Here is a 24,890-nt window from a genome sequence, read left to right as displayed (position 1 = left end):
ATCTGATAATGTGTGCGTCATATCCTGGTAATATAAAATGAGAATATTTGTAGCATGACACATGCAACAAGTTTTCAAACAATCATCATTTCCGATTTACACCTCGGCGCCAGTGCTGCAAAGGCGGATGAAGTGACCAGTTTCCTTAAAAGGTATTCGTGCAAAAAACTCATCCTGAACGGTGACATTATTGATGCATGGCAGCTGAAAAAATACGGTAGCTGGAAAAGAAAACACACGCTCTTTTTCAAAAGGGTGCTGAAAATGATCGAAAAAGATAAAACCAAAGTCATTTGTATACGCGGAAACCACGACGATTTTCTGGATCAGGTTGTGCCGCTGCGACTTGGAAAGCACTTTCAGATCAGAAAAGACTACATTCTTCATTCCGGCGACAAACGCTTTTACATCACGCACGGCGATGTCTTTGATTCCGTTACAACGCACCTGAAATGGCTGGCCTATCTGGGCGACATCGGGTATACGTTTCTGCTGATGCTGAATAAATTTTACAACCGGTACCGGGAATACCGCGGCCTACCCTATTATTCGTTGTCGCAGCGCATCAAGCACTCGGTAAAAATGGCGGTCAATTACATGACCGATTTTGAAGAAAAACTCACCGAGCTGGCCAGGGCAAAAAATTGTGACGGCGTGATCTGCGGGCATATCCATCATCCTGCAATCCGTGAAATAAACGGGATCAAATACATGAACTCGGGCGATTGGGTGGAGACCATGAGCGCGCTGGTCGAAGATTTCGACGGAAACTGGAGCCTGCTTCATTACGGTCAGCAACAACTTGAGCCAAATGATAAAAACGCCGGACCTGAGACGAAAACCGGACACGAGCATTTTCCGGAAGCCGGACGAATGGTTGCATTCACAGGCATATTCAGGTAAATAGCCGTTGGCTTCATTTCTTTAAATCCTTTCCTACTGCCCGGAAAAACGCTTCTTATCCGTTGCGAGCTTTCCTTAACGATTTCATAACATTTGGTTAGCACAATGGTAATACCTCGCGGAGACCTTTGTGGCCGAATCAAAAAAGAAGTTATGAAAAAAGTTTTACTGCCAGAATCTCAGTTGACGCTGCTGCTTGCATTGCTGTTGAGCATTTCAGCATTCGGCCAGAAAGGATTGATTACCGGAAGCATTATGGATGCGCAGAAATTGTCCCTTCCCGGCGCAACGCTGAAAATCACGCCCGGCAACCAGTATACCATCTCGGATGTGCACGGCAAGTTCGAGTTTCTCAACGTAGCGCCCGGCACTTACAAACTGGAAGCTACTTACATCGGCTATCAGAACTATTTTCAGGATGTAACAGTACAGGCAGGCCAGAATGCTTCTGCGATTCTTGTGATGCAGGAAGGCGGTCTGGATATGAAAGAAGTGGTCGTACTGGGCGACCGGCTCAAAGGACAGGCCAGAGCGCTTAATCAGCAGCGCAACAATGAAAATATCAGCAACATCATTTCTTCAGATCAGGTCGGACGTTTTCCGGATGCCAACATTGGCGACGCATTAAAGCGCGTTTCAGGCGTTACGATGCAGAATGATCAGGGCGAGGCAAGAAACATCATTATCCGCGGACTTGCGCCGGAACTTAACTCCGTCACCATGAACGGAGACCGCATTCCTTCTGCGGAAGGCGATAACCGCCGTGTGCAAATGGACCTGATCCCGTCGGATATGATCTCGACGATTGAAGTCAACAAAACGCTTACGTCGGATATGGATGCGGATGCCATCGGCGGTTCGGTGAATCTGATCACGCGATCGGCACCGAATGGCCAGCGTTTTTCAGGAACGCTTTCCGGCGGCCTCAACCCGATCCGCGGCAAAGCGCTGTATACCGGCGGATTTGTATATGCCAACCGTTTTGCACAAAGTAAAATCGGAATGGTTCTGAGCGGATCGTACAACAACAACAATTACGGTTCCGACGATGTAGAAGCTTCCTGGGCACAGGATGATTTCGGAAATGTTTATATCAATGAAAGCGATATCAGGAAATATGATGTCCAGAGGATCCGGAGAAGTTTGTCGGCAGCGTTTGATTTCAAGCTGGGCAAGAACAGCACCATAACGGCCAATGCCATGTACAACTGGCGCGACGACCGCGAAAACCGCTACCGGTTGCGCATGGACAATATTGAACCGGTATACAATGACGACAATCAGATTACAGGTTTTGAGGGCCGCATCGGAAGACAAACCAAAGGCGGGATCGCCAACAGCCGCAACAACGGCGCCAGGCTGGAAGACCAGCGCGTACAGAACTATTCACTGAAAGGCGATCATCTGCTGGGCCCGAAAGTGGATCTGGACTGGAGTGTAAGTTATTCTACTGCCAGTGAAGACCGTCCGAACGAGCGTTATATCAATTTCCGTGAAGGTGGAAATGCATTGATTTACAACGGCAACAGCCGCGCGCCGCTTTTTACAGCAACAGACTTTGACCCGCTTGCATCGGGACTTCAGGAGATTTCCGAAAATCATGATTTTACCAAAGAAACCGAACTTGGAGCCAAAGTAAATGTGCGCTTCCCGTTTTCTGTAATTGAAGGCCGGAAAGGACGATTGAGACTCGGAGGCCGGCTGAGGCTGAAAACCAAGGATCGCGACAACATTTTTTATGAATATTCGCCTGTGAATGAGGATCAGATCAGTAACCTGGGAAGCACCGGAACCGTAAACTGGGCCGGCAACAATTTCCAGGCCGGATCGCACCTCGTTCCGGGCGTATTTGCCAGCAAAAGTTTTCTGGGCGGACTGAATCTTACGAATACCGCCCTATTTGAATCGGAAGCCGTGCCGAGTGAATACCTTGGCGTCAATTACCATGCAAATGAAAACATTGTAGCAGGTTACGTGCGTTGGGACCAGGATTTTACAGACAAACTGACGATGATCCTCGGTACCAGGCTGGAAAATACGGGCATTGATTATACCGGAAACGTCATTCTGGACGAAGAAGAACTGACCGGACAGCGTACCGTCAAAAACAGTTACCTGAACGTAATGCCCAATCTTTCCTTCAAGTACAACGCTACTGAAAACTTTATCCTGAGAGCTGCGGCGACTACGGCACTGGCACGCCCCAATTACTATGCCCTCGCCCCTACCCTGAGCACCATCCCGGGCGACAAGGAAATCAGGGCAGGGAATCCGGACCTGAAAGCTACTTATTCGTGGAACTATGATTTCATGGCTGAAAACTATTTTGAATCGGTCGGTCTGATTTCAGGCGGGGTGTTTTATAAAAACCTGAAAAACTTTATCTACACGTACCGGAACCAGCAGTACACCACAGTTGATTTTGCCAACAATTTTCCGGGCAGCACAAATCCGGTAGCAGCCGGCGAACAATGGGATTTTTTCCAGTCGCGCAACGGTGAAAACGTGCATGTATTCGGCTTTGAACTGGCATTTCAGCGTCAGCTGGACTTCCTTCCCGGCTTTTTGAAAAACTTCGGGATTTATGCCAATTATACCTTTACCAAATCATTTGCCGACGGCGTTTACAATGAAGACGGCGAAGCCCGCACCAACGTAACGCTGCCGGGAACCGCACCGCACATGTTCAATGCGTCCCTTTCCTGGGAAGACAAGCGTTTTACGGCTCGCGTTTCAGCCAACTATACTGCTGCTTATCTGGATGCACTGGGCGGAAGCGATTTTGATGATATTTATTATGACAAACAGTTTTTTCTGGATGCAAACGCCGCTTTCAAAATCACCAAAAACCTCCGGCTTTTTGCAGAAGCGAACAACCTGACAAACCAGCCGCTGCGCTATTACCAGAGCATTTCTTCCAGAACCGTTCAGGCGGAATATTATCGTCCGAGATTCAACATGGGCCTTAAATTTGACCTGACCAAATAGGTTTTCAATAGCCAGTACCAAAAAAACAGACGCGTTTGCCCGAAATTCCGGGCAAACGATTTTTAGTATTTATCCCCAAAAAGCATGCAGTCATTTTCAGTAAGTACAATCCTTTTTATAATAGCATTAACCGCCTGTAACCGACAGAATTCGGAAAAAAAGGCTGATTCAAAACCGGCTGGCGCAGACAGCACGGTCATTCAGCCGGTCGTTGTTACCGATTCCGTTGTTCACGATACGGATGATCCTGCCATCTGGCTTAACCATGCGAATCCTTCCGAAAGCCTCATCATCGGGACGGACAAAGATCAGGACGGCGCATTGTACGTTTATAATATGAAAGGCAAAGTTCTGAATGACAAAGTGGTAAGAAACCTCAAACGGCCAAACAACGTTGACATCGCCTACGGACTCACGCTCGGCGGAAAGACCGTGGACATTGCCGTTGTTACGGAACGGGAAGCCAATCAGATCCGCATTTTTTCATTGCCTGACATGAAAGCTGTTGACCATGGCGGCATTGAAGTTTTCAAAGGTGATTCCATGCAGGCACCGATGGGAATTTCACTTTATACACGTCCGTCCGACAAAGCCATTTTCGCAATCGTAGGCCGCAAGAACGGCCCGGCTGACGGATACCTCTGGCAATACCGCCTTCAGGACGACGGAACCGGAAATGTAAAAGGCACGCTTGTCCGCAAATTCGGAAAATACAGCGGCAAGAAGGAAATAGAGTCCATAGCTGTAGACAATGAACTGGGTTTTGTTTATTATTCCGACGAACAAGTGGGCGTACGCAAGTATCATGCCGATCCGGACAGTACGGACAGACAACTTGCACTGATTCCGAACAAAGGTTTTACAGAAGACAACGAAGGAATTTCCATTTACAAAACAGGACCGAAAACCGGATTTATCCTGATTTCAGATCAGGGCGCCGACCAGTTCCATATTTTCAGGCGGGAAGGGGAAACCAATAACCCGAACACGCATCCGCTGGTGAAAATTGTAAAAGTAGCCGCCCATCAGAGTGACGGTTCCGAGGTCACCAGCACGCCCATTCTGCCGCAGTTTCCGAAAGGCCTGTTCGTAGTGATGTCGGAAGGAAAGGTTTTTCATTATTACCGCTGGGAAGATATGATCGGCGATCACAAATAACATTTACTTTTTCGGAAGTATTTACGTGCTGACAACTTTCCGGAAATAAAATATTGTTATTTACTACTGACGATGAACGCCTTGCAAATGATAATATAAGTAATGCAGAATCATACCCTATCTTTACAGGTACGATAAACTAAAATTATTAACATCATAAAGAAGGTTATGAAAAAAAGTGAAAAGCAGCTGGCAGCCAATATCTCCAGCGCAGTACATATCAAGCTGGACCTGACGGGCGAACAGTCGGAGAAAGTAGAAAAGGCAATCCGGAAATCGGCTAAAAAACTGGCCAAGAAGCTTCTGAAGATTGCTTCGGATGAAAATAACGGTCAGGAAAAGGATAAAGAGGATTCAGACGACCATTGATGATCTGCTTCATTCCAGAAAAACATCTTCAACGCAGACTTATACCGCATTCGGCCAAAGTATAATTTTCCCTGAATACCAAAAGTGATATCCCGGCTTTTTTTCTGAAATATCTGTCCGATACAGGCTCTTCAGAAAAGGAAAGCCGGGATGTTTTTTACAGCGATTGGTTCCGTGGCATTCCTTCTGAAACTTTGGCTTGTCATCTCATAAACGCTTACAGAAATCCGGGAAGTGCTGTCCTAATTTGCTTCAATTACATGGTTCCTGCATTCGGCAAAGTTTTTCTTGAAAGATAACCGGATATAACTTTCTGTTAACTGAAACGGACTGTAAGAAGCTGTTTCGCGGCAGGATGCTTTTTCGTTAACACTTGACACTGGAACCCTCTTCAACGAGTACTCCCTTTTTGTTTTTAATCAGTCGTACAACGGAGTTGAATTTGAGAAGGTCAGACGCTTCGAATATCAGGATGCCGGCTACGTTCTTCCCTTTACTGATAAAATTAAGGTGCTGAATGCGAACGCCGTTTACGGATTCAACAAGCGATGTGATGTTGTACAGGTTAAACGTTTTAGGGTAAGTCAGTTTCAATTGGTAAGTATTGTTCATGGCCATTTTATGTAAGCAGTTACACTTTGTTAAACTCTATCAACTTTATAGAGTATGCAAATGTAAGCATCGACAGAATGATATGAAAGCGCATGAAGTAATTGGCCGCTATATAAACCGAAAAGTTGCAGAACGTACCACCAAAACCCGAACACCGATCGGACAAGCCGAAAACCGCCTTTCTTTATCTGAGCTTTCAGACAAGCAATCCCGACTTCTTAAATGATGCCGGTGCTTTGAAGAATAGTACGCAAACTCAGACCAATAACCAGAATCCCGATGGAGAGCATCAATGCCTTGCGGTTGATTTTTCCAACCAGAAGTGCTCCGAACGGAGCAGCAATCACGCCGCCGATAATGAGGCCCAGCACAACCTGCCAGCTGTTTATTCCATTGAAAATCAAAAATGTAACTCCGCTTGAAAAGGTAATGATGAATTCGGCAGCATTGACGGAGCCAATGGTATAGCGCGGATCACGCCCCTGGCCCAGCAGTGTGGAAGTGACGATTGGTCCCCAGCCCCCGCCACCTACTGAATCAAGAAATCCGCCTGCCGCGGCCAGAACGCCAATGCGTCTGGTTTTATGCTTGACGAGTTTTTTCTGAACGGCCTTTCTGATGATTACAATGCCGAGAACAAGCATATAAAAGGCAATGTATGGTTTGATCACATTTCCGTCAATAACATCGGAAAGCAAATAGGCACCCGTAACCGAACCCGCCACGCCGGCAATCAGTAAACTTTTGAACAACTTCTTGTTAATGTTCTTGAATTTGAGATGGGAAATCGCAGAAGCGCCTGTCGTAAACATTTCGGCCACATGAACGCTTGTGCTGCTGACCGCCGGGGATATGCCCATTCCCAGCAGAAAAGAAGTGGAAGTAATGCCGTATGCCATTCCCAAAGCCCCGTCAACAAGCTGTGCCGCCAGCCCGACCAGCAGGTATAAAGCAAAGTCACTGTCCAGAAAAGACCTGACGGATTCATTATCAGTCAAAAAGGCACTATTGAAGAACAGGATACCGAAAGTAATTAAAAACAGCCCGACCGGTGCTATATACCACCATTTTGAAACGGGCCTCAGCGAAAGGACTTTTGAAAACATAAGTTCTGTATGGCAGATTGTACGTGCAAAAGTAACAAAACTATTTAATCTACAAATTTTATAGACTTGCTAGTTGACACAATTTGCTCATAAACAGGTTTTTTATGCAGGCTTGCGGAAAGTAAAATACTGCTTTCAGAAAGAAATCAGGATCAGATACAGCAGAACTTAATTTACGCTACTGCTGTCCAAGTTCATTCTGGATTCACTTTCCGCTTTCAGAACGTCTGCCAGCGTCGTATTGTCAAGAACGGCCAGGTTTGCATCCCGCCATTTTGCCAGTACACTTCTCAGGCTGCAAGTTTCCTCTTCTTTGCAATCGTCGCATTTGCCGTAAAAAAACATGGACACGCACAACGCCGGCGCAATGGGTCCGTCGATGATCCGCAGCACTTTTGAAAAACTGACTTCTTCGGGCGGAATGCGCAGCATGTATCCGCCGCCTTTTCCTTTCTGGCTTTGCAGTACTCCGTTGTTCCTCAAATCCAGCAAGATCGCTTCCAGAAACTTTTTGGGAATCCTTTCCTGCATGGCAATTTCAGAAATGAGGACCGGCCCTTTTGCGTATTTTTCTGCCAATACTTTCAGGGCTTTCAATGCATATTTTGCTTTTTTCGATATCATATATCAAATATATAGGAATTTTAATTTGCTTTATGTACATAGCCCGATGCATTTCCGCCTTTCGCACGCTGCCTGAACTACGTCCGGTTTATACGGATACCACCGCCATGAATTTATCGGCTGCCTACCCGCATGATACAGATGGCTGCCAAAATCATACCGGCCTATAATTATACTAATTTGATAGACTTTATATTCTTTATTTCAAATTGTTTGTAATTTTAGGCCTGCGTAATTATAGATATCAGGTGTATGCTTTCAGATGATGTTTTAGAAATTTACAGGAACGAAGAACTGGCGGTTGAAGCATTTAAAGAATACCGGTTGAAAAAAGGAGTAATCTGTAAAAAATGCGGAAGCAGCCATCATTACTGGTTATCTCCAAAACGGCAGTTTCAATGCAAAAGCTGTAAGTTCCGGACCACCCTGCAAAGCGGAACATTACTGGAAGGAAGCAAATTACCGGTGTCGTATTTTTTCATCACGTTGCACCTGCTGAAAAGCAGCGCCAATACCCTGACCGTGGCCGATCTGCAGCAGCAAACCGGCCATAAGTACAGCGAGCCTTTGTACGATTTTCTCAGGAAGATCAAAGGCCAGCTGAAAACCGGCGAACAGAACGATGTACTTGCGGCTTTTTCGGAAGCAGCCGGAAAAATACGCTTTGCGTCTTAACCATTCTGCATGCAATTGCGCGGACAACAGCTTTGCATCATGGCACCAACCGGTTCGAAATCTATGAAAACACTTTTTTACCGTTATTTTTTACTTGTAACTGTATTGACCGGAATGGCAACTTCTAAAAATATCTGGGCGCAGGTTCCGTCAGGCGCTTCCTCTTCGGAAATACTTCTGGGCATTCAAAAGCTGAAAGTACTCGGAAATATCTTGTACTTCGGAGCGCATCCCGATGATGAAAACCCGACTTTCATCGCTTATATGGCCAATGAAAGACACTATAAAACCGCCTACTTTTCACTGACACGCGGCGACGGCGGACAAAATGCAATCGGTACCGAAATTCGGGAAAATCTGGGCATACTTCGAACACAGGAGCTTTTGCAGGCAAGAAGGATCGACGGCGGGCATCAGTTTTTTTCCAGAGCCATTGACTTTGGATTTTCCAAAAGTGCAGAAGAGGTTTTCACGATCTGGGACAAGGAAAAGCTGCTTTCCGACGCGGTCTGGGTAATCCGCAAATTCAGGCCGGATGTGATTGTGACCCGGTTTCCGCCGGATGAAAGAGCGGGTCACGGGCAGCATATTGCTTCGGCGATTCTCGCCGAGGAAGCTTTTGAAGCAGCCGGAGACCCGGAACGTTTTCCCGAACAGCTGAAATATGTAAAGCCTTGGAAAACAACGCGGCTTGTATGGAATGCAGGCATGTGGTGGAACCAGCGGCGCGATGAAGTGGATGAAAAAGACGCGAGGGAATGCGTTCGCATTGACCTCGGCACTTTCAATCCGCTGCTCGGAAAATCATACGGAGAAATTGCAGCAGAAAGCAGAAGTGTTCACAAGACACAAGGCTTCGGAACGGTTGGCTTTCGCGGCAGTCTTACCGAATATTTCAAGCATGTAAAAGGGGAAAAAGCAACGGACGATTTGTTCAGCCACATCAACACCAGCTGGGGCAGAGTCAGGAATTCGGAAAAAGTAGATGCGCTGGTTACCAAAGCAATCCGTTCTTATACCTGCGTGAACCCTTCGGCATCCGTTCCTGCATTGCTGGAAATAAAGTCCGAACTTGAAAAACTGCCGGACGACTCCTGGAAAGCGGAAAAGCTGAAAGACCTGAATAAAGTGATTCAGGAAGCACTGGGATTGTTTTTGTCCGTAAAATCGGACGATTGTACGTACACGCCGGGTGAGAAAATCCGCTTCACCATAGAAGCAACAAACCGCTCTCCGGTTCCTGTGATTATAAAAAAAGTGCTTTTTCCATTTGAAAAGAAGGATTCTATAACCAATATAAAACTGGTCAATAACGAAAAAACCGAACTTTCGGGAACCGCTGTAATTCCGCTGGACACAAAATATTCGCAACCATACTGGCTGGAAAAAGAAAGCAGTCCCGGCCTTTTTGACGTTACCGACCAGCAGGAAATCGGGATGGCGGAAAACAAACCGGTAGCAGAAGTCGGCTTTGAACTCGAAATCAATGCGCATAAAATCACGTATGCAGTTCCGGTTGTATTTCAAAAGACAGACCCGATCCTTGGAGAAATTTACCAGCCGATTTCGGTAACTCCGCCGGTTTATGTTGCCTTGGACAACAAAGTTTACTTATTCAATGAAAATAAAAGTAAAAAGATAAAAGTGAACGTAAAGTCCGGCATGGAGAATCTGTCTGGCACATTGCAGCTGAAACTGCCGGACGGATGGCATACGGAACCGTTTTCCGTTCCGGTAAACCTGAAAGCGAAAGGAGACGAACAAAATGCCGGTTTTGAGCTGTTTCCGCCTGCTTATGCGGATGAAACTGAAATCAGTGCCGTTGTAAATGTAGCGGGAAATGAATTCAGTCAAAGCCTGAATGTAATCAGTTACGCACATATCCCGACGCAGGTCAGTTTTCCGAAGGCAAAGGCAAAGGCGGTCAAGGTAGAAATCCATAAAAACGGCCAGCTGATCGGCTACATCAAAGGCGCCGGCGATATGGTTCCGGCCAGTCTGCAGCAGATCGGCTATGAAGTGATCCTTTTGGAAGACCAGGATATGACAGCCGAAAAACTGAAAAGGTACGATGCCGTCATTGTAGGCGTAAAAGCGTACAACATGGTGGAAAGGCTCAAAATCATTAATCCGATCTTGCTGAAATACGTAGAAAACGGCGGAAACCTGATCGTGCAGTACAATTCGGATCAGGGTTTGCTGATGAAGAATTTCGGCCCCTACCCTTTTACCGTTTCCAGCAAGCGCGTTACCGTGGAAGGTTCCGAAGTGCGGTTCCTGAATAAAGAATCCAAGGCGCTGAATTACCCGAACAAGATCACGCAGAAAGATTTTGAAGGCTGGGTTCAGGAACGCAGCCTGTACCAGCCCGAAAACTGGTCCGACCAGTACGAAACAGTCATTTCGTGCAACGATCCGGGCTGTGAAAAGCTGGACGGCGGCATACTCATCGCCAAATACGGCAAAGGCAACTACGTTTACACGACCATGAGCTGGTTTCGCCAGTTGCCCGCCGGAGTGACAGGCGCATACCGCGTATTTTCAAACCTGATTTCATTGGGAAGATAGCTTGTTTTTAGCGGTTAGCTGCTAGCTGCTAGCGTCAGATCAAATAATCCTTTAACCAAACCCGTTTTATCCATGCATTTAAACAACGTTTTTGCCAGACATGCCATTCTTTTGGCTTGCCTGTTTCCTTCGTTACTGCAAGCCCAGGTAGTAAAAAAAGACCGCCCGAATGTTATTGTTGTTTATGCCGATGATCTGGGTTACGGAGATTTAAGTGCATACGGCGCAACCAAAATCAGCACGCCCAACGTAGACCGGCTGGCACGCGAAGGAATGCTTTTTACCAATGCACATACGACATCAGGAACCTGCACGCCGTCCAGATATGCGCTGATGACAGGCGAATATCCGTGGCGGAAATCCGGTACAAACATCCTTCCCGGCGACGCGGCATTGATCATTTCTGCAGAAAACGCGACTTTGCCTTCAGTTTTCCAAAAAGCAGGCTACAAAACCGGCGCAGTCGGCAAATGGCATCTGGGATTGGGTGAAAACGGCAAGAAGATCAACTGGAACCAGCCCATAGCAAAAGGCCCGGATGCGGTCGGGTTTGATTATTCATTTATATTTCCGGCCACCGGCGACAGGGTTCCGACTGTATTTATTGAAAATCAGGAAGTGGTTGGCCTCGAAGCTTCCGACCCGATTGAAGTAAGTTATCAGCAAAAAATAGGCAGCGAACCAACCGGAAAGGAAAACCCGGAACTGCTGAAACTGCACGCTTCTCCGGATCACGGCCATAACAACACCATCGTAAACGGCATCGGAAGGATCGGATATATGACAGGCGGAAAAAAAGCGCGCTGGACCGATGAAGAAATCGCGCATGTTTTTGTGGATCGTGCAGAGAATTTCATTGAACAACACAGCAAGCAGCCGTTCTTTTTATATTTCTCGCTCAATGACATTCACGTGCCGCGCATGCCGAGTACGCAGTTTAAAGGTAAAAGCGGCCTCGGTCTACGCGGCGACGCCATTTTGCAGCTAGACTGGACCGTCGGCAGAATCCTGAAAAAGCTGGAAACGCTGGGTCTTGCCAAAAACACGCTGATCCTTTTTTCAAGTGACAACGGGCCTGTTCTGGACGACGGTTATGACGACGGAGCCGTGACACAACTGAACGGACATAATCCGCGCGGGCCGTTACGGGGCGGAAAAAGCAGTGCTTTTGAAGCGGGCACAAGGGTTCCTTTTCTTGTAAGATGGCCGGGCATTGTCAAGCCGGGTTCGAGATCGGACGCGCTGGTTTGCCAGATTGACCTCATTGCCTCTTTCGCATCCTTTTTCAATCAGAAACTGTCGCAACAAGATGCGCCGGACAGCCAGGATTTATTTGCTGTTTTTACCGGAAAATCTGCCAAAGGCCGAGAAATACTTGTGGAACAAGGCGGAGGATTTTCGCTGGTCAAAGGTTCCTGGAAATACATTGAACCATCCGAAGGGCCGAAAGTCCAGAAACTCACCGGAACCGAAACCGGCAGGGATTCGCTGCCGCAATTGTATGATCTGAAAAACGATATCGGTGAAAAAAACAATCTGGCGGGAATGCATCCCGAAATCGTAAAGGAGCTGGCCGCTGCATTGAAAAAAATCAGGGAAGACGGCAGGAGCCGATAATCAGATCATGAAAAATTCCCCGATCCGATTGACAGACCGGGGAATTAAAAAAAACGGGTTCTGCCTTGTTACAATGCCTGTTCTTTCAGGATTTTCTCAATTTCAGCTTTACTGGCTCCGCCTTTTTTCTCCCAGATTGCCCGGTTGTTGCGGTAAAGGATCAGCGTCGGAAGGCCGACTACACCCAGTTCTTTCACCAGCGATTTGTTCTCGTATGCTTCGATTTTAATGACTTTAACGTTGGATGCCTGTTCCGTTTTGATTGAATCGATCGTTGGGTCCAGACGCTTGCAGCCCGGGCAGTAACGCGAGCCGAAATCGACCAGAACGAGTTTGTCGCTTTTTAAAGAAGCCGTGTATTCATCCAGCGAAAGCCCTTTTCCTACGGTGGAAATAACCGGCCTGCCCAGACCGATCCATTTGCTAAGGCCGCCGGGAATTTCGGTAACGTCTTTAAAACCTGCTTTTCTCAGATCCTCGGCAAGAATACCGCTGCGCCCGTTACCAATGGAATAGATAAAAACAGGCTTGTCTTTATTCAGTCCGGCACTTTTCTTTTCAAAATCCGCCTGATCGGCAATGTTGAAACTGACGGCACCTTCAAGATGATTCTGTACATACTCTTCCGGCAAGCGGGCATCCAGAATCTGTGCATCTTTGCCGGCTGCTTTCAGCTTGGCCTCAAATGCTTCAAAGGACAGCAATTCTCTTTTCAATGCTTTCTGCGCAAATCCGGTCGTACTCAGAAACAGGGCAAAAAACAGCATGGATAACAAGGTCCGTTTTTTCATTAGCTAAGGATTAAAAAGGTTAAAAAATGATTTTTGGAACATAGATAAACAACTAAACGCACTGATATATACGTAATCAGAGACCCAGGGCCGCCTGCCGGTTCGGACGCTGGACAGGCGCTCCGACCGGGGTGGCAGGTTTGATCTTTTCGTAGTCCACAACGCCTGTCTTTTCGGCCCATCGGAAATAATCGGCTGACAATTCATTTACAATATCCGTCCTGCTTGCAGCCAGGTTGCTTGTTTCGCCTCTGTCTTTTTCCAGGTCGTACAATTCCCACGCATAAGAGGGATAACTGGACACGATTTTCCATTTTCCTTTTCTTACCGCCCTGTTGCCCGCACGTTCCCAGCATATCGGCTCAGCCCGTTCCACCTGCTCCGTTTTGCCTGTCAGTGCCGGCACAAGGCTTTTTCCCGGAAGCGGATTCGTGTTCACGCCGGCATTGGTTGCAGGATAGGCAGCTTTCGCCAGCTCATAAAACGTGGGCGCAAGATCGATCAGATGCCCCGTGCCTTTTACAATGCGGTTTGCTTTGATCTGTTTCGGAAACCAGGCAATAAACGGCGCGCTGATACCGCCTTCATGCATGTTGTTTTTATAACTGGCATGCGGCGTATTGGAAACATATGCCCACGGCTGATCCTGATACACATACGAACCGGCTGTCCCGGCAGGGCCGGAATTGCGCTGCGGCCTGCGCGGCGAAGCACCCGAGTAACCGCCCTGAGCGCCATTGTCTGAAATAAAAATGATCAGTGTATTCTGGTCTTTCCGCAGAGCTTTCAGTTTTTCACGCAGCTTTCCGATGTTCTGATCCACGCGGTCGACCATAGCGGCATAGATTTCCATTTTGGTTTGCCAAAGCTGTTTTTCGTCATAAGGCACATTTTCCCACGGCGCAACTTCGGAATCCCTGCCGGCTACCGACTGTTTCGGATCCGTAATGCCGAATTCAATTTGACGCTTGATCCGTTCTTTTCGCAGTGAATCCCAGCCGATGTTGTAGCGGCCTTTGTATTTGGAAATATCGGCTTCATGCGCCTGCAACGGCCAGTGCGGTGCGTTGAATGCAAGGTACAGAAAGAAGGGCTTTGAGGTTTTGCTTTGCTCGTCCAGGAAAGTAATGGCGTGATCGGCAATTTCGTCCGTCAGGTATTTGTCAGGCGGCAAATGGATGCGTTTGTTGTTCTCGACAAGTTCAACCGGGGGCGCCTGGCCGTATTTTCCAATATCAAAATAATTGCTGGCTCCGTTGATAAAACCGTAAAAACGGTCGAATCCACGCTGGTTCGGCCAGGCCAGACTGTCATTTCCAACGTGCCATTTTCCGCTTAAAAGCGTGCTGTAACCCGCATTCCGAAGCACTTCCCCGAACGTAAGCGACTCTTTGTTCAAATAACCCTGATAGGCAGGCAGGCCAAGGTTTACATTGAAATAACCCACACCGGCTTTGTGCGGATACTGACCGGTAATCAGCGAGGCACGCGTGGGCGCACAAATGGAATTGTTGTAAAATTCACGAAACCGGATGCCCTCCGCCGCCAGCTGATCCAGATTGGGCGTTTGGATCTCGGAACCGTATGCACCGATATCCGAGTAACCCAGATCGTCCACCATAATCAGGATGATGTTCGGCCGGGAATCATTTGCCTGATGTTTCTGCGCGTGAACCCCGGAAGAACCCATTAAAGCAAGCAAAGCAGATACATATATTTTCATAGGAAAGTAAAGAAAGTTAAAGCCGTAAACAGACTGGAAGACTGCATTTACAAGGCAGCCGGAAACAGGAACATGTGAAACGCAGCGCGACAAAAAATGCCTTACCGGATCAACAACAGCCCTTTTGAGAGATCGGAAGAATTGCAGAAGAAGCCACCATAGGATCAGCTGAAGTGATCTTTTCAGAATCAAGATTCATAACCAGGAAAATTTAAAACAATTGAGAACAATCCGCCGGTGGCTGACGAATTACTCTATTAACTTTATAGACAAAGTAAAGACATTGCCCTCATATAAAAAAGTGAATAGCGATAATTTTTAAGGTTTTGTTTTTAATAATTTTTTCTTTCCGTTCATTCTGAAGGTTTTTACCCCCCATTCCGGAAAGTAACTGTCGGTATAACTTTCCGGCCGTCCTTGTAAATCGGCTTCAATTTTAAATAACTGCTGCCGGCTTTCCGTTTCAAGGATTCCGGCTTTTCCGGCCTGATTACTGGTTTTGCCGGGTATCTGTATGCGATAATGCCCGTACTCTTGAAAATGTTTATTTTTATGCAATAGTCCATTGGGAACCGAATTGGAAACCCCTATTTTGGCTCTTGTTTCCTGGCATATACATTGTCAATGGCTTCACCTTCATCACCTTGCTGCCCGGATCATCGGCCATGATGATCACCCTGTCTGGCCTGGCAGGATTTTGCTGTACTGCAGCTTCCGGTTTCTGAGAAACACACGGAACGCAAACAGGGCAAAAGCTGACAAAAGAACCGGTAACGACTTTCTGGCAATCTGAAGAAAATGCATATCGCATTCAAGCTACTTGCGATACCCGCCGGCTCGATGCGGTCGTACGCATTCCTTTCAGGTATTTTATCTTTTCCTCAATCGGAATTTTATACGCCAGACTGTTACCCGGTCCAACCTGTACTTTAAATGCTGAAATGGCTTCTCTGAGTTGCTTGCGGGAAATTCCGCTGTATTCAAGTTGCAGTAACTGGGACCTGCCGGAACTGGCCTTTTTAAGTTTCCAGTACTGCGGATGGTTTTCGCCGATCGGCTGCCGGAAGTCGGTGTCGTATTTTTCCTTGATCAAAAACTCGAAATCAAGCGTTATTTCATCGCAGCTTGCTGTAAACTTTCCCCGGACTGTTATTTTGGCGATCCTGTCCCCGCCCACATAAAATGCTTTTTCTAAAATCATAGGACTCCTGCGGATGGAATATCATGTTCAAAACGGCATTCCGGCAAATGGGTGGCTCACTGCGGAATAATCTATTAAAATTATAGACAAAGTAAATTTAAAGAGTTCAGAATTGCAAAAAGAAACGGAGAATACATTGTAATAATCTTGTTCCCGATAATCCGGGTTGTCATATGTATTCATTTGGTGCCAAGAACAATGAATATGAGCTTTTCCTGCTGAATGAAACAACATGCTTTAAACTAACTAGTTACATCTAAATTTACTAAAATCCGGACAAACAGTTATTCACAAATTTGGATTGTTTAAGGTAATTATCCTTACTTTGTCTACATAATTAATAGAGTTAATAGTTTACTACACCTCAATCATCCATGTATTCAATCCTATTACAACCCTATGTTAAAAATAACTTTACGACGATTTGACGGAACTGGTTTTCAGTGGTCCTTACTGCTATCTGTATTCGTTTCCCTTTATGGTTATGGACAATCCGTAACAGTTACAGGTCTGGTAAAATCCCAGAACGAACAGGCAGCGATTCCCGGAATTAACATTCTGGTAAAAAACACATTAACCGGAACTGCAACGGATGCGCAGGGTAAATTCTCAATCCAAGTAGCACCGGACGCTGTGCTTGTTTTTTCAGGAATCGGTTTTCTTTCTCAGGAAGTTCAGGTAAATAACCGGAGCGCTATTGATGTGACTTTGCAGGAAGACACCAAACAGCTTAACGAACTGGTGGTCATTGGTTACGGTGTGCAGAAAAAGAGTGATCTGACCGGCTCCGTATCTTCCATTTCGGAAGCACAGTTCAAGAAAACGCCGGTTGCTTCGTTGGATAACGGCTTGCGCGGACGGGCTGCCGGCGTGCAGGTTACAAGTACATCCAATCAGCCGGGCGGCGCTACGAGCATCCGCATACGCGGCAGCAATTCGGTCAATACGGGCAGCGAACCGTTGTATGTGATCGACGGATTCCCGGTTTTTAATGACAACAGTGCCACGGCAGGCGGCGCAACAGTCGGCCCGAAACTGAATGCGCTTTCGCTCATCAACCCCAATGATATTGTATCGATTGAAGTTCTGAAAGATGCTTCTGCCGCCGCCATTTACGGTGCACGCGGCGCGAACGGCGTTGTGCTGGTCACAACAAAAAAAGGTCAGGAAGGCAAAATGAAAATCGACCTGAATGCGTATTACGGCGTCCAGAAGGTTTCGAAAACGCTGCCGCTCCTCCATGCAGCAGAGTACGCTCAACTCGTCAATGATGCCAATGGAAAAGTCATTTATACACCGGAACAAATTGCTTCTTTCGGCGAAGGAACCAACTGGCAGGATGAAATTTTCAGGTCTGCGCCGATGCAGAATTATCAGGTTGCGGCTTCGGGCGGGGATGCCAAAACCAAGTACTCGCTCTCGCTCAGCTATTTTGACCAGGCCGGTATCATTATCAATTCCAATTTCAAACGCTATTCGGCCCGCTTCAATTTTGAAAAACAGGCCAATTCCAAGCTGACGCTCGGCTCCAATCTGAGTATTGCCAATACCAGTGCCAATCAGGCACTGAGCAGTACTGGCGGCGGCGAAGGAACGCAGGGCGTGATTGTGTCTGCGCTGGATTTTAACCCGATCCTGAAAATACGGAACCCGGACGGCACTTACGTGCTGGAAAGTGACCGCGGCATCCCGATCGGAAATCCGGTTGCTACGGCGCTGGAACTCACCAACAAATCGGTCAGCACGCGTTTTCTTGGAAATGTCTTTGCCAATTACAAAATCCTGGACGGCCTGGAATTCAGGACCAGCGTCGGTGCGGATATTACCCATACCGGAGAAAAATACTATGCGCCGCGCACCATTCTTGCGGGCGCAAGTGCGCAGGGCATCGGCCGTGTCTCCACGGCAGGCGGCACTTCCTGGCTGAACGAAAACACGTTTACGTACAACAAGTCTTTTGATAAACATGCCGTTACGGTTCTTGCCGGTTTTTCAGCACAAAAGTACACGCGCAATCTGCTGACTTCCGCTGCGTCGGGCTTTGTCAACGATTTGCTGGGCGCCGACAATCTCGGTTCGGGCGCGATCATCAGCTCGCCCGTAACCAACGTGCTGGACTGGAGCCTGATTTCCTACATCGGCCGCATCAATTACGGTTTTAACGACAAGTATTTGCTGACCTTGACGGGCCGTGCGGACGGTTCTTCCAAATTCGGAAACAACAACAAATACGGATTTTTCCCTTCCGGCTCCATTGCCTGGAAGTTGTCCGAGGAGGAATTTATCAAAAACATCACCGCCATTGACGAACTGAAACTCCGGCTGAGCTATGGCAAAATCGGTAACCAGGAAATCAACAGTTATCAGTCACTCGCCGGACTGGCCGGTGCGAGTTACATCATTGGCGACAAGGTTATGAAAGGGTTTTTTCCCGGCAACATTTCCAATCCGAACCTGAAATGGGAAACGACGGCGCAAACGGACCTGGGTCTGGATCTTGGCCTTTTCCGGAACCGTCTGAACCTGACTTTTGATGCTTATTACAAAAAAACAACCGACATGCTTCTGAACATCAATGTTCCGTGGTCAACAGGATTTTCGACGGCGCTTCAGAATATCGGAAGCATTGAAAACAAAGGAATTGAATTAGGCATTCAGGCCAATGTGCTGACAAAAGACCTGAAATGGAACATCAACTTCAACATGGCAGCCAATAAAAACAAAGTGCTGGACCTTGGCCCGGTTTCACAGATCCTGACGGGCGAAATCAACGGTTATCTTAAAATCAACGATCCCGTGGTGATTGTACCCGGAAGGCCGCTCAACTCGTTTTACGGTTATGTAAGCGACGGCATTTTCCAGACCGGTGAAAACATGGCGGCCAGTGCTCAGAAAACAGCCGTTCCAGGCGACAGAAAATACAAAGACCTGAATGGCGACGGCGTTCTTGATGCAAAAGACCGCACGTTCATCGGCAATGCACAGCCTAAATTCTTTGGCGGCTTTACCAATGATTTCAGTTACAAAGGTTTCGATCTGAGCGCATCCTTCAACTATGTTTACGGAAACAAAATCCTGAACAGCACGCGTGCAGACCTTGATTTGCCAACGGGACAAAAGAACAGTTCGGCGCGCGTAAAAGACCGCTGGACTCCTGCAAACCCGAGCAATACAATACCAAGAGCAACGCTGAACCGTGCATTCCTGTTCTCCGATGCACAGATTGAAGACGGTTCGTTCCTGAGATTAGGCTCGCTTTCGCTCGGATATAATTTTCCCTCTTCATGGCTGTCAAAAACCGGCATAAGCAACGCGAAACTGTATGTTTCAGGACAAAATCTGTTTGTGATCACCCATTATACCGGCTTTGATCCCGAGACAAACCAGTCGGGGCAAAACAACATTTTACGCGGAATTGACTCTGATTCGTATCCCAATTCAAGATCTTTTCTGGTGGGTGTAAATCTCAGCTTCTAAACAGGTCGTATCACTATTTACTAAATCATCCGATGAAAAAAATCATATATCTTCTCATTTCACTGCTTGCTACAACATCCTGCAAAGACTTCCTGCAGGAAGATCCGGCTTCGCTGATGGTTGACAACAGCTTTTACAAAACAGAAGCAGACGCCGAGGCCGCAATTGTAGCCGTTTACGACGGTCTGAACGATCAGTCAAGCATATTTTACCGGGGCATTTACCTCCTGGCCGAGCTGCCGACCGACAATGCAGAATGCGGGCAGGGCGTTGCAAATGCCAATATTTTTGCACTCAAAAACTATACATACGGACCTGTAAACGACCGTATTTACGTGCTGTATACCGCGGTTTACAAAACCATAGCCAGCGCCAATGTCGCCATTGACAAAATTCCGGCCATACCGCTTTCCGACGCCAAGAAAAACAGGCTGGTCGCAGAAGCGCGCTTTGTACGGGCGCTGTTGTATTTCAATATGGTGCGGCTATTCGGCGACGTTCCGCTGGTCCTGAATCAGGTTACATCGCTGGATGAAGTAAATACGCCGAGAACGCCTGCTGCAAAAGTATACGAACAGATTATCGCCGATCTTGAATTTGCTGAACAGAACCTGGATGCCACCAATACCTCGGGAAATCAGGGAAGGGCTACGAAAGCAGCTGCATCGGGTTTGCTTGCCAAAGTTTATCTGACTCTGAAAGATTATCCGAAAGCCCGGGACAAAGCCAGACTGGTGCTGGATGACGCACAGTTCGGACTGCTGGAAAGCTATTTTGACATTTTCACACCGCAGAACCGGTTTAACAAAGAGCTGATTTTCGCCATTCAGAACAAAGGCAATACGGGAACTTCCAATGGTTTTGCAATGGCGTTGTTCCTGCCGAGATCGACTATTCCGCTTTCCGGCGGCGGAACCGTTGCAGGCAACAGCGCGGACGTTCCTACGGAAGAATTTCACAACAGTTTCAAAGCGGGCGATTTAAGAAAAGACCGTACCTTTTTTACGGAATACGATGCCGGCGGCGGCAAAGTGACTTTCAGGCCGCACTGGTACAAATTCTTTGATCCGTCGTCTATCGCCAACCTTTCCGAAGGAACGCTGAACTTCCCGATTCTCCGCTATTCCGACATGCTGCTGACTTACGCCGAAGCATTGAACGAAATAGACGGACCTTCCGCGGAATCGCTGGAAGCAGTCAACAAGGTGCGCCGCAGAGCTTACGGCAAACCGCTGGCTACTGCCAATGAGGCTGTTGATTTGAAAGGTTTGACCAAAACGGCATTGCAGAACGCCATTCTCGAAGAGCGCAGATGGGAATTCGGCTTTGAAAACCATCGTTGGTTTGATCTGGTACGGACCGGAAAATTACTGAATACATTGAAGGAAAAAGGATACACGGCCATCAAGGATTACAATATTCTGTACCCGCTTCCGCAGCGTGAACTGGATGTGAACAAAAACCTTGTGCAAAATCAGGGTTACACCAATTAGTATTTTTTGCAGCAATGCGTTCCTGAGTTTATCCGGAACGCATTGCTTGTTATCTGAAAACCATTTTGTATCAATGAAAAAATTAACCTTCATCGCGTACTGTTTACTCAGCCTGTCTTCCGGCATTTTCGCCCAGACAAAGGAACGTCCCAATATTATTTTCATTTTCTCCGATGATCATGCTTATCAGGCGATCGGCGCTTATGGAAATAAATTTGCAAAGACGCCGAACATTGACCGCATCGCCAGAGAAGGCGCTTTGCTGACGAATAACCTGGTGACGAATTCCATATGCGGACCCAGCCGCGCCACACTGCTGACGGGAAAATACAGCCATATCAACGGGTATAAAAATAACGACAGGACCAAGTTTGACATTACGCAGCAATTGTTTCCCGACATTCTGCAAAAAGGCGGTTATCAGACCGCATGGATCGGAAAACTACACCTGAACAGCCTTCCGACGGGTTTTGATTACTGGAATATCCTGCCCGGACAGGGCATTTATTACAATCCCGAATTCATCACCGCTCCGAACGACACGGTCAGAAAACAAGGTTATGTGGCGGATATCATAACCGAAACTTCGCTGGACTGGATCAACAAACGCAATCAGAAAAAACCGTTTTTCCTGGTTGTAGGCCAGAAATCGGTTCACCGGGAATGGCATCCGGATTTGCAGGATCTGGGCGCCTACGACGACATCGACTTTCCGCTTCCTGAAACGTTTTACGACGATTATGCCGGCCGGTCGGCTGCAAAAGATCAGGATATGAGCATAGAGAAAACAATGCGTCTGAAAGAAGACCTCAAAGTGCATCTGGATTATGAAAAAGTGCCGGGTTACAAGTTTTTCTCCGATGAAAAAAAGAAAATTTTCAAAGATTATTATGACAAGATCACCAAAGAATTTGACGATAAAAAACGGAGCGGCAAAGCGTTGACCGAATGGAAATACCAGCGTTACATCAAGGATTACCTGGCGACTGCAAACGGACTGGACCGGAACATCGGCAAAATCCTGGATTATCTGGACAAAACAGGTCTGGCCAAAAACACCGTGGTCATTTACGCTTCCGATCAGGGCTTTTACATGGGCGAACACGGCTGGTTTGACAAACGGTTTATTTACGAGGAATCGCTTAAAACGCCTTTTGTAATCCGTTATCCCGGTGTTATCAAACCGGGAACAAAAGTGGAGCAACTCGTTTCAAACATCGACTGGGCACCGACAGTTCTGGATCTGGCCGGCGCCAAAATCCCGGCTGAGATTCAGGGGAAATCGTTCCTGCCTTTGCTTGATCAGCATGCAAAACGGAATACGCCGTGGCGGGAAGCAGCTTATTACCATTATTACGAATTTCCTTTTCCGCATCATGTTTACCCGCATTTCGGCGTCAGGACGAAGCGCTACAAACTGGTGCGGTTCTATGGCGGAAATGATTCATGGGAATTGTTTGATCTGGAAAAAGATCCGCACGAACTCAGAAATGTCTATGCCGACAAGTCCAATGAAGCCCTTGTAAAAACGCTGAAACAGCAATTGAAATCACTCATCGTTCAGTACAAGGATGACGAAGCGTTGAAACTTCTCGATAGCCCGATCTGATTTTTGTGAATAAGTGTCGTTTGGGGTCAATACAAAAAATAAGTGCCGCTCCCGAATAGCGCATGGAACAGAAAGCTTTTTATACAAACCGAAGTCCGCTTTGATTGTATGGAAAGCTTTTCTTTTTTCACACATCTAAAATCTCACTACTTACAAACCGCATTTTACATGTCTATTCACCGGCATGAATTATTTCTAATTTGATCATTATATAGTTCTGCACGCTGTCTTTTGCTGATGTAAGGATAATTATTTCAATCAATAATCCTAAAAACCGTCCCAATGCACTTGTACAGCACTTATTCCGAAGAAGCTTTGATGAAGCTGATTTGTCAATGCGACGAAGAACTTGCTTTTCGTGAGCTGTACCGGCGTAACGTGCGGTTACTTGTACATACCGCCATCCGCAAAACGGGCCTGAAATCAACGGCGGAAGACCTTGTGCAGGAAACATTTGTGAAGTTCTGGCTCGGCCGGCATAAGTTCGACATTCAGAAAAACATTCAGGCGTATCTGAACGGCATGCTGAAGAACAATATCATCAACTATTTTCATCAGGAGCAAAAAAAGAAGACCATTGCATTTCACGACGATGAGGAAGTGCTCGACAATGAAACCAGTGAATACCTGGAATTCAATAACCTGCATGAATTTTATGAACAGTCACTGCTCAAACTTCCCCAGAAATGCCGCGAGGTTTTCATCCTGAGCCGCAAAGGTTACTCACTAAAGGAAATCTCCGCTTCCATGCAGATCTCCGAAAAAACGGTGGAAGCGCATATCAGCAAAGCATTGAAAATCCTTCGCGTGGAAATGAAGGATTACATCGCATTTGCCGTGCTTTTTCTTCCTGCAATATGAGTTATACAATTTTTTAATAAAATATTCACATTAGACTAAGGGTTCGGAAGCGATTTTACAGACTGTATTGTTGAAACTGGTTATAAGTGTAAAACATACACCTAATGAAGCATCCGATCCCGTCACCCGAAACGCTGCGGAAATACCTGTCCGGTACTTGCACCGAAACCGAGCGCCAGCTTGTCAATGAATGGTATGGGCAACTGGAATATGAACATGCAGCAGACACGGATACGGACGAGAATGAATTATACGGACGCATCCAGACGCGTATCGCCGAACACGAAAGCGGAAAAAGCAGAGTCGAGCTGTTTACCGTATTCCGTAACTATGCACTCCGGGTCGCGGCGGCACTTTTCATCGGATTGGGAATCCTTTATTTTTTCTATTACAAGCCTTCTGAAAACCTGGTCGGGATGCATAACAAAGTTTCGGACCGCGTTACTTTTCAGAATCTGGACAAAAAAATCATACGCTATATTTTGCCGGACAGCACATTGGTCTGGCTCAATCCAGGTGCAAGAATTTCTTACCAGAAATCCTTTTCACAACGCAACGTAAGGTTTTCAGGAGAAGCTTTTTTTGACGTCAAACCGGACAAATCCCGGCCGTTTACGATTTATTCCGGTGAGCTGAAAACGCGTGTGCTGGGCACCAGCTTCCATGTCCGTGCCAATGCCGGTGAAAAAACCTGCATGGTTACCGTAGCGACGGGAATGGTCGAAGTGGGCACTGTAAAAAAAGGCAAACCGGTTATTTTGCGTCCCCGGCAGCAAGTGGTTTTTGCTAAAAATAATTACGAAATGATTGTTCAGACGCTTCCTGAAAAGCCGTTTTACAATGAAAGCTGGGAAGCGGTATCGCTTGTTTTTGACGAAATACCCATGTCGGAAGTGGCGGAAAAGCTCAACCGCATTTTCCATGTAAGCATTGAATTTGAAGATCCCGCAATAAGAAAGTGCCGCCTGAAAGTAGATTTTGATAACCAGCGACTGCCAGAAATCCTGGAAATGATCGATGCCTTGCTGGGAACAACTTATCAGATGGAAGGCGAAACCATTACGCTTCGTGGTGAAGGCTGCCACTAGATCCAGCCCGACTGTAACAATACAAAA

18 protein-coding genes are annotated in these 24,890 nt (G+C 46.9%); 12 read left to right on the top strand and 6 right to left on the bottom strand.

Translation table 11 applies throughout. From position 1 onward, the window contains the following. Positions 1-54 precede the first annotated feature (54 nt). The 4 genes from FEM55_RS16330 to FEM55_RS16315 all read left to right on the top strand — a co-directional run bounded on the left by FEM55_RS16330 (position 55) and on the right by FEM55_RS16315 (position 5,418). Positions 55-903, top strand: coding sequence for a UDP-2,3-diacylglucosamine diphosphatase (locus FEM55_RS16330; RefSeq protein ID WP_138282405.1), 849 nt, complete (start codon positions 55-57; stop codon positions 901-903). A 153-nt stretch (positions 904-1,056) separates the two neighbouring features. Beyond that, positions 1,057-3,891 (top strand): TonB-dependent receptor, encoded by a 2,835-nt coding sequence (locus FEM55_RS16325; RefSeq protein WP_138282404.1) that lies wholly within the window; start codon positions 1,057-1,059, stop codon positions 3,889-3,891. Between the two features lie 84 nt (positions 3,892-3,975). Further along, entirely contained in the window at positions 3,976-5,049 is a 1,074-nt protein-coding gene (locus FEM55_RS16320) for a phytase (protein WP_138282403.1), read from the top strand. A 168-nt stretch (positions 5,050-5,217) separates the two neighbouring features. Further along, the gene (locus FEM55_RS16315) at positions 5,218-5,418 is read left to right on the top strand and encodes a hypothetical protein (RefSeq protein ID WP_138282402.1); all 201 of its coding nucleotides are present in this window, start codon (positions 5,218-5,220) and stop codon (positions 5,416-5,418) included. Positions 5,419-5,784: 366 nt separating this feature from the next. Here the strand turns inward: FEM55_RS16315 and FEM55_RS16310 are convergent, their stop codons facing one another. From FEM55_RS16310 to FEM55_RS16300, 3 genes are all read right to left on the bottom strand, one after another. Further along, entirely contained in the window at positions 5,785-6,030 is a 246-nt protein-coding gene (locus tag FEM55_RS16310) for a hypothetical protein (RefSeq protein ID WP_138282401.1), read from the bottom strand. A gap of 218 nt (positions 6,031-6,248) precedes the next feature. Continuing rightward, positions 6,249-7,136: a sulfite exporter TauE/SafE family protein gene (locus FEM55_RS16305; protein ID WP_138282400.1), complete on the bottom strand. Its 888-nt coding sequence runs from the start codon at positions 7,134-7,136 to the stop codon at positions 6,249-6,251. A gap of 168 nt (positions 7,137-7,304) precedes the next feature. Then, positions 7,305-7,760 carry an RrF2 family transcriptional regulator gene (locus FEM55_RS16300; protein WP_138282399.1) on the bottom strand — a complete coding sequence of 152 codons (456 nt, stop codon included), beginning with the start codon at positions 7,758-7,760 and terminating at the stop codon, positions 7,305-7,307. 252 nt (positions 7,761-8,012) lie between these two features. Here FEM55_RS16300 and FEM55_RS16295 point away from each other — a divergent pair, with 252 nt between their 5' ends. The 3 genes from FEM55_RS16295 to FEM55_RS16285 all read left to right on the top strand — a co-directional run bounded on the left by FEM55_RS16295 (position 8,013) and on the right by FEM55_RS16285 (position 12,620). After that, complete coding sequence (locus FEM55_RS16295) at positions 8,013-8,435, top strand: transposase (protein ID WP_138282398.1); 423 nt, start codon at positions 8,013-8,015, stop codon at positions 8,433-8,435. A 63-nt stretch (positions 8,436-8,498) separates the two neighbouring features. Continuing rightward, complete coding sequence (locus tag FEM55_RS16290; RefSeq protein ID WP_229209298.1) at positions 8,499-11,003, top strand: PIG-L family deacetylase; 2,505 nt, start codon at positions 8,499-8,501, stop codon at positions 11,001-11,003. A 72-nt stretch (positions 11,004-11,075) separates the two neighbouring features. After that, a complete protein-coding gene (locus FEM55_RS16285) occupies positions 11,076-12,620 on the top strand; it encodes a sulfatase family protein (protein WP_138282397.1) in 1,545 nt (514 codons plus the stop codon). Between the two features lie 68 nt (positions 12,621-12,688). On the opposite strand, the gene FEM55_RS16280 is transcribed toward FEM55_RS16285, so the two are convergent. The 3 genes from FEM55_RS16280 to FEM55_RS16270 all read right to left on the bottom strand — a co-directional run bounded on the left by FEM55_RS16280 (position 12,689) and on the right by FEM55_RS16270 (position 16,335). Next, entirely contained in the window at positions 12,689-13,411 is a 723-nt protein-coding gene (locus FEM55_RS16280; protein ID WP_229209297.1) for a thioredoxin domain-containing protein, read from the bottom strand. 76 nt (positions 13,412-13,487) lie between these two features. Next, positions 13,488-15,134, bottom strand: coding sequence for an arylsulfatase (locus FEM55_RS16275; RefSeq protein WP_138282396.1), 1,647 nt, complete (start codon positions 15,132-15,134; stop codon positions 13,488-13,490). 811 nt (positions 15,135-15,945) lie between these two features. Further along, on the bottom strand, positions 15,946-16,335 hold the full coding sequence (locus FEM55_RS16270; protein WP_138282395.1) for a hypothetical protein: 390 nt from the start codon (positions 16,333-16,335) through the stop codon (positions 15,946-15,948). 399 nt (positions 16,336-16,734) lie between these two features. On the opposite strand from FEM55_RS16270, the gene FEM55_RS16265 reads away from it, so the two are divergent. The 5 genes from FEM55_RS16265 to FEM55_RS16245 all read left to right on the top strand — a co-directional run bounded on the left by FEM55_RS16265 (position 16,735) and on the right by FEM55_RS16245 (position 24,863). Beyond that, the gene (locus FEM55_RS16265; protein ID WP_138282394.1) at positions 16,735-19,812 is read left to right on the top strand and encodes a SusC/RagA family TonB-linked outer membrane protein; all 3,078 of its coding nucleotides are present in this window, start codon (positions 16,735-16,737) and stop codon (positions 19,810-19,812) included. A 32-nt stretch (positions 19,813-19,844) separates the two neighbouring features. Next, positions 19,845-21,305: a RagB/SusD family nutrient uptake outer membrane protein gene (locus FEM55_RS16260; RefSeq protein WP_138282393.1), complete on the top strand. Its 1,461-nt coding sequence runs from the start codon at positions 19,845-19,847 to the stop codon at positions 21,303-21,305. Positions 21,306-21,378: 73 nt separating this feature from the next. After that, positions 21,379-22,914, top strand: coding sequence for a sulfatase family protein (locus FEM55_RS16255; protein ID WP_138282392.1), 1,536 nt, complete (start codon positions 21,379-21,381; stop codon positions 22,912-22,914). A gap of 282 nt (positions 22,915-23,196) precedes the next feature. Continuing rightward, entirely contained in the window at positions 23,197-23,775 is a 579-nt protein-coding gene (locus FEM55_RS16250; RefSeq protein ID WP_138282391.1) for an RNA polymerase sigma-70 factor, read from the top strand. Between the two features lie 104 nt (positions 23,776-23,879). Next, entirely contained in the window at positions 23,880-24,863 is a 984-nt protein-coding gene (locus tag FEM55_RS16245) for a FecR family protein (protein WP_138282390.1), read from the top strand. Positions 24,864-24,890 lie beyond the last annotated feature (27 nt).

The sequence above is a fragment of the Dyadobacter sediminis genome, assembly GCF_005860765.1.
GTDB lineage: Bacteria > Bacteroidota > Bacteroidia > Cytophagales > Spirosomataceae > Dyadobacter > Dyadobacter sediminis.
Note: the sequence above shows the minus strand (reverse complement) of the source record. Positions and strands in the feature narration are given on the sequence as shown.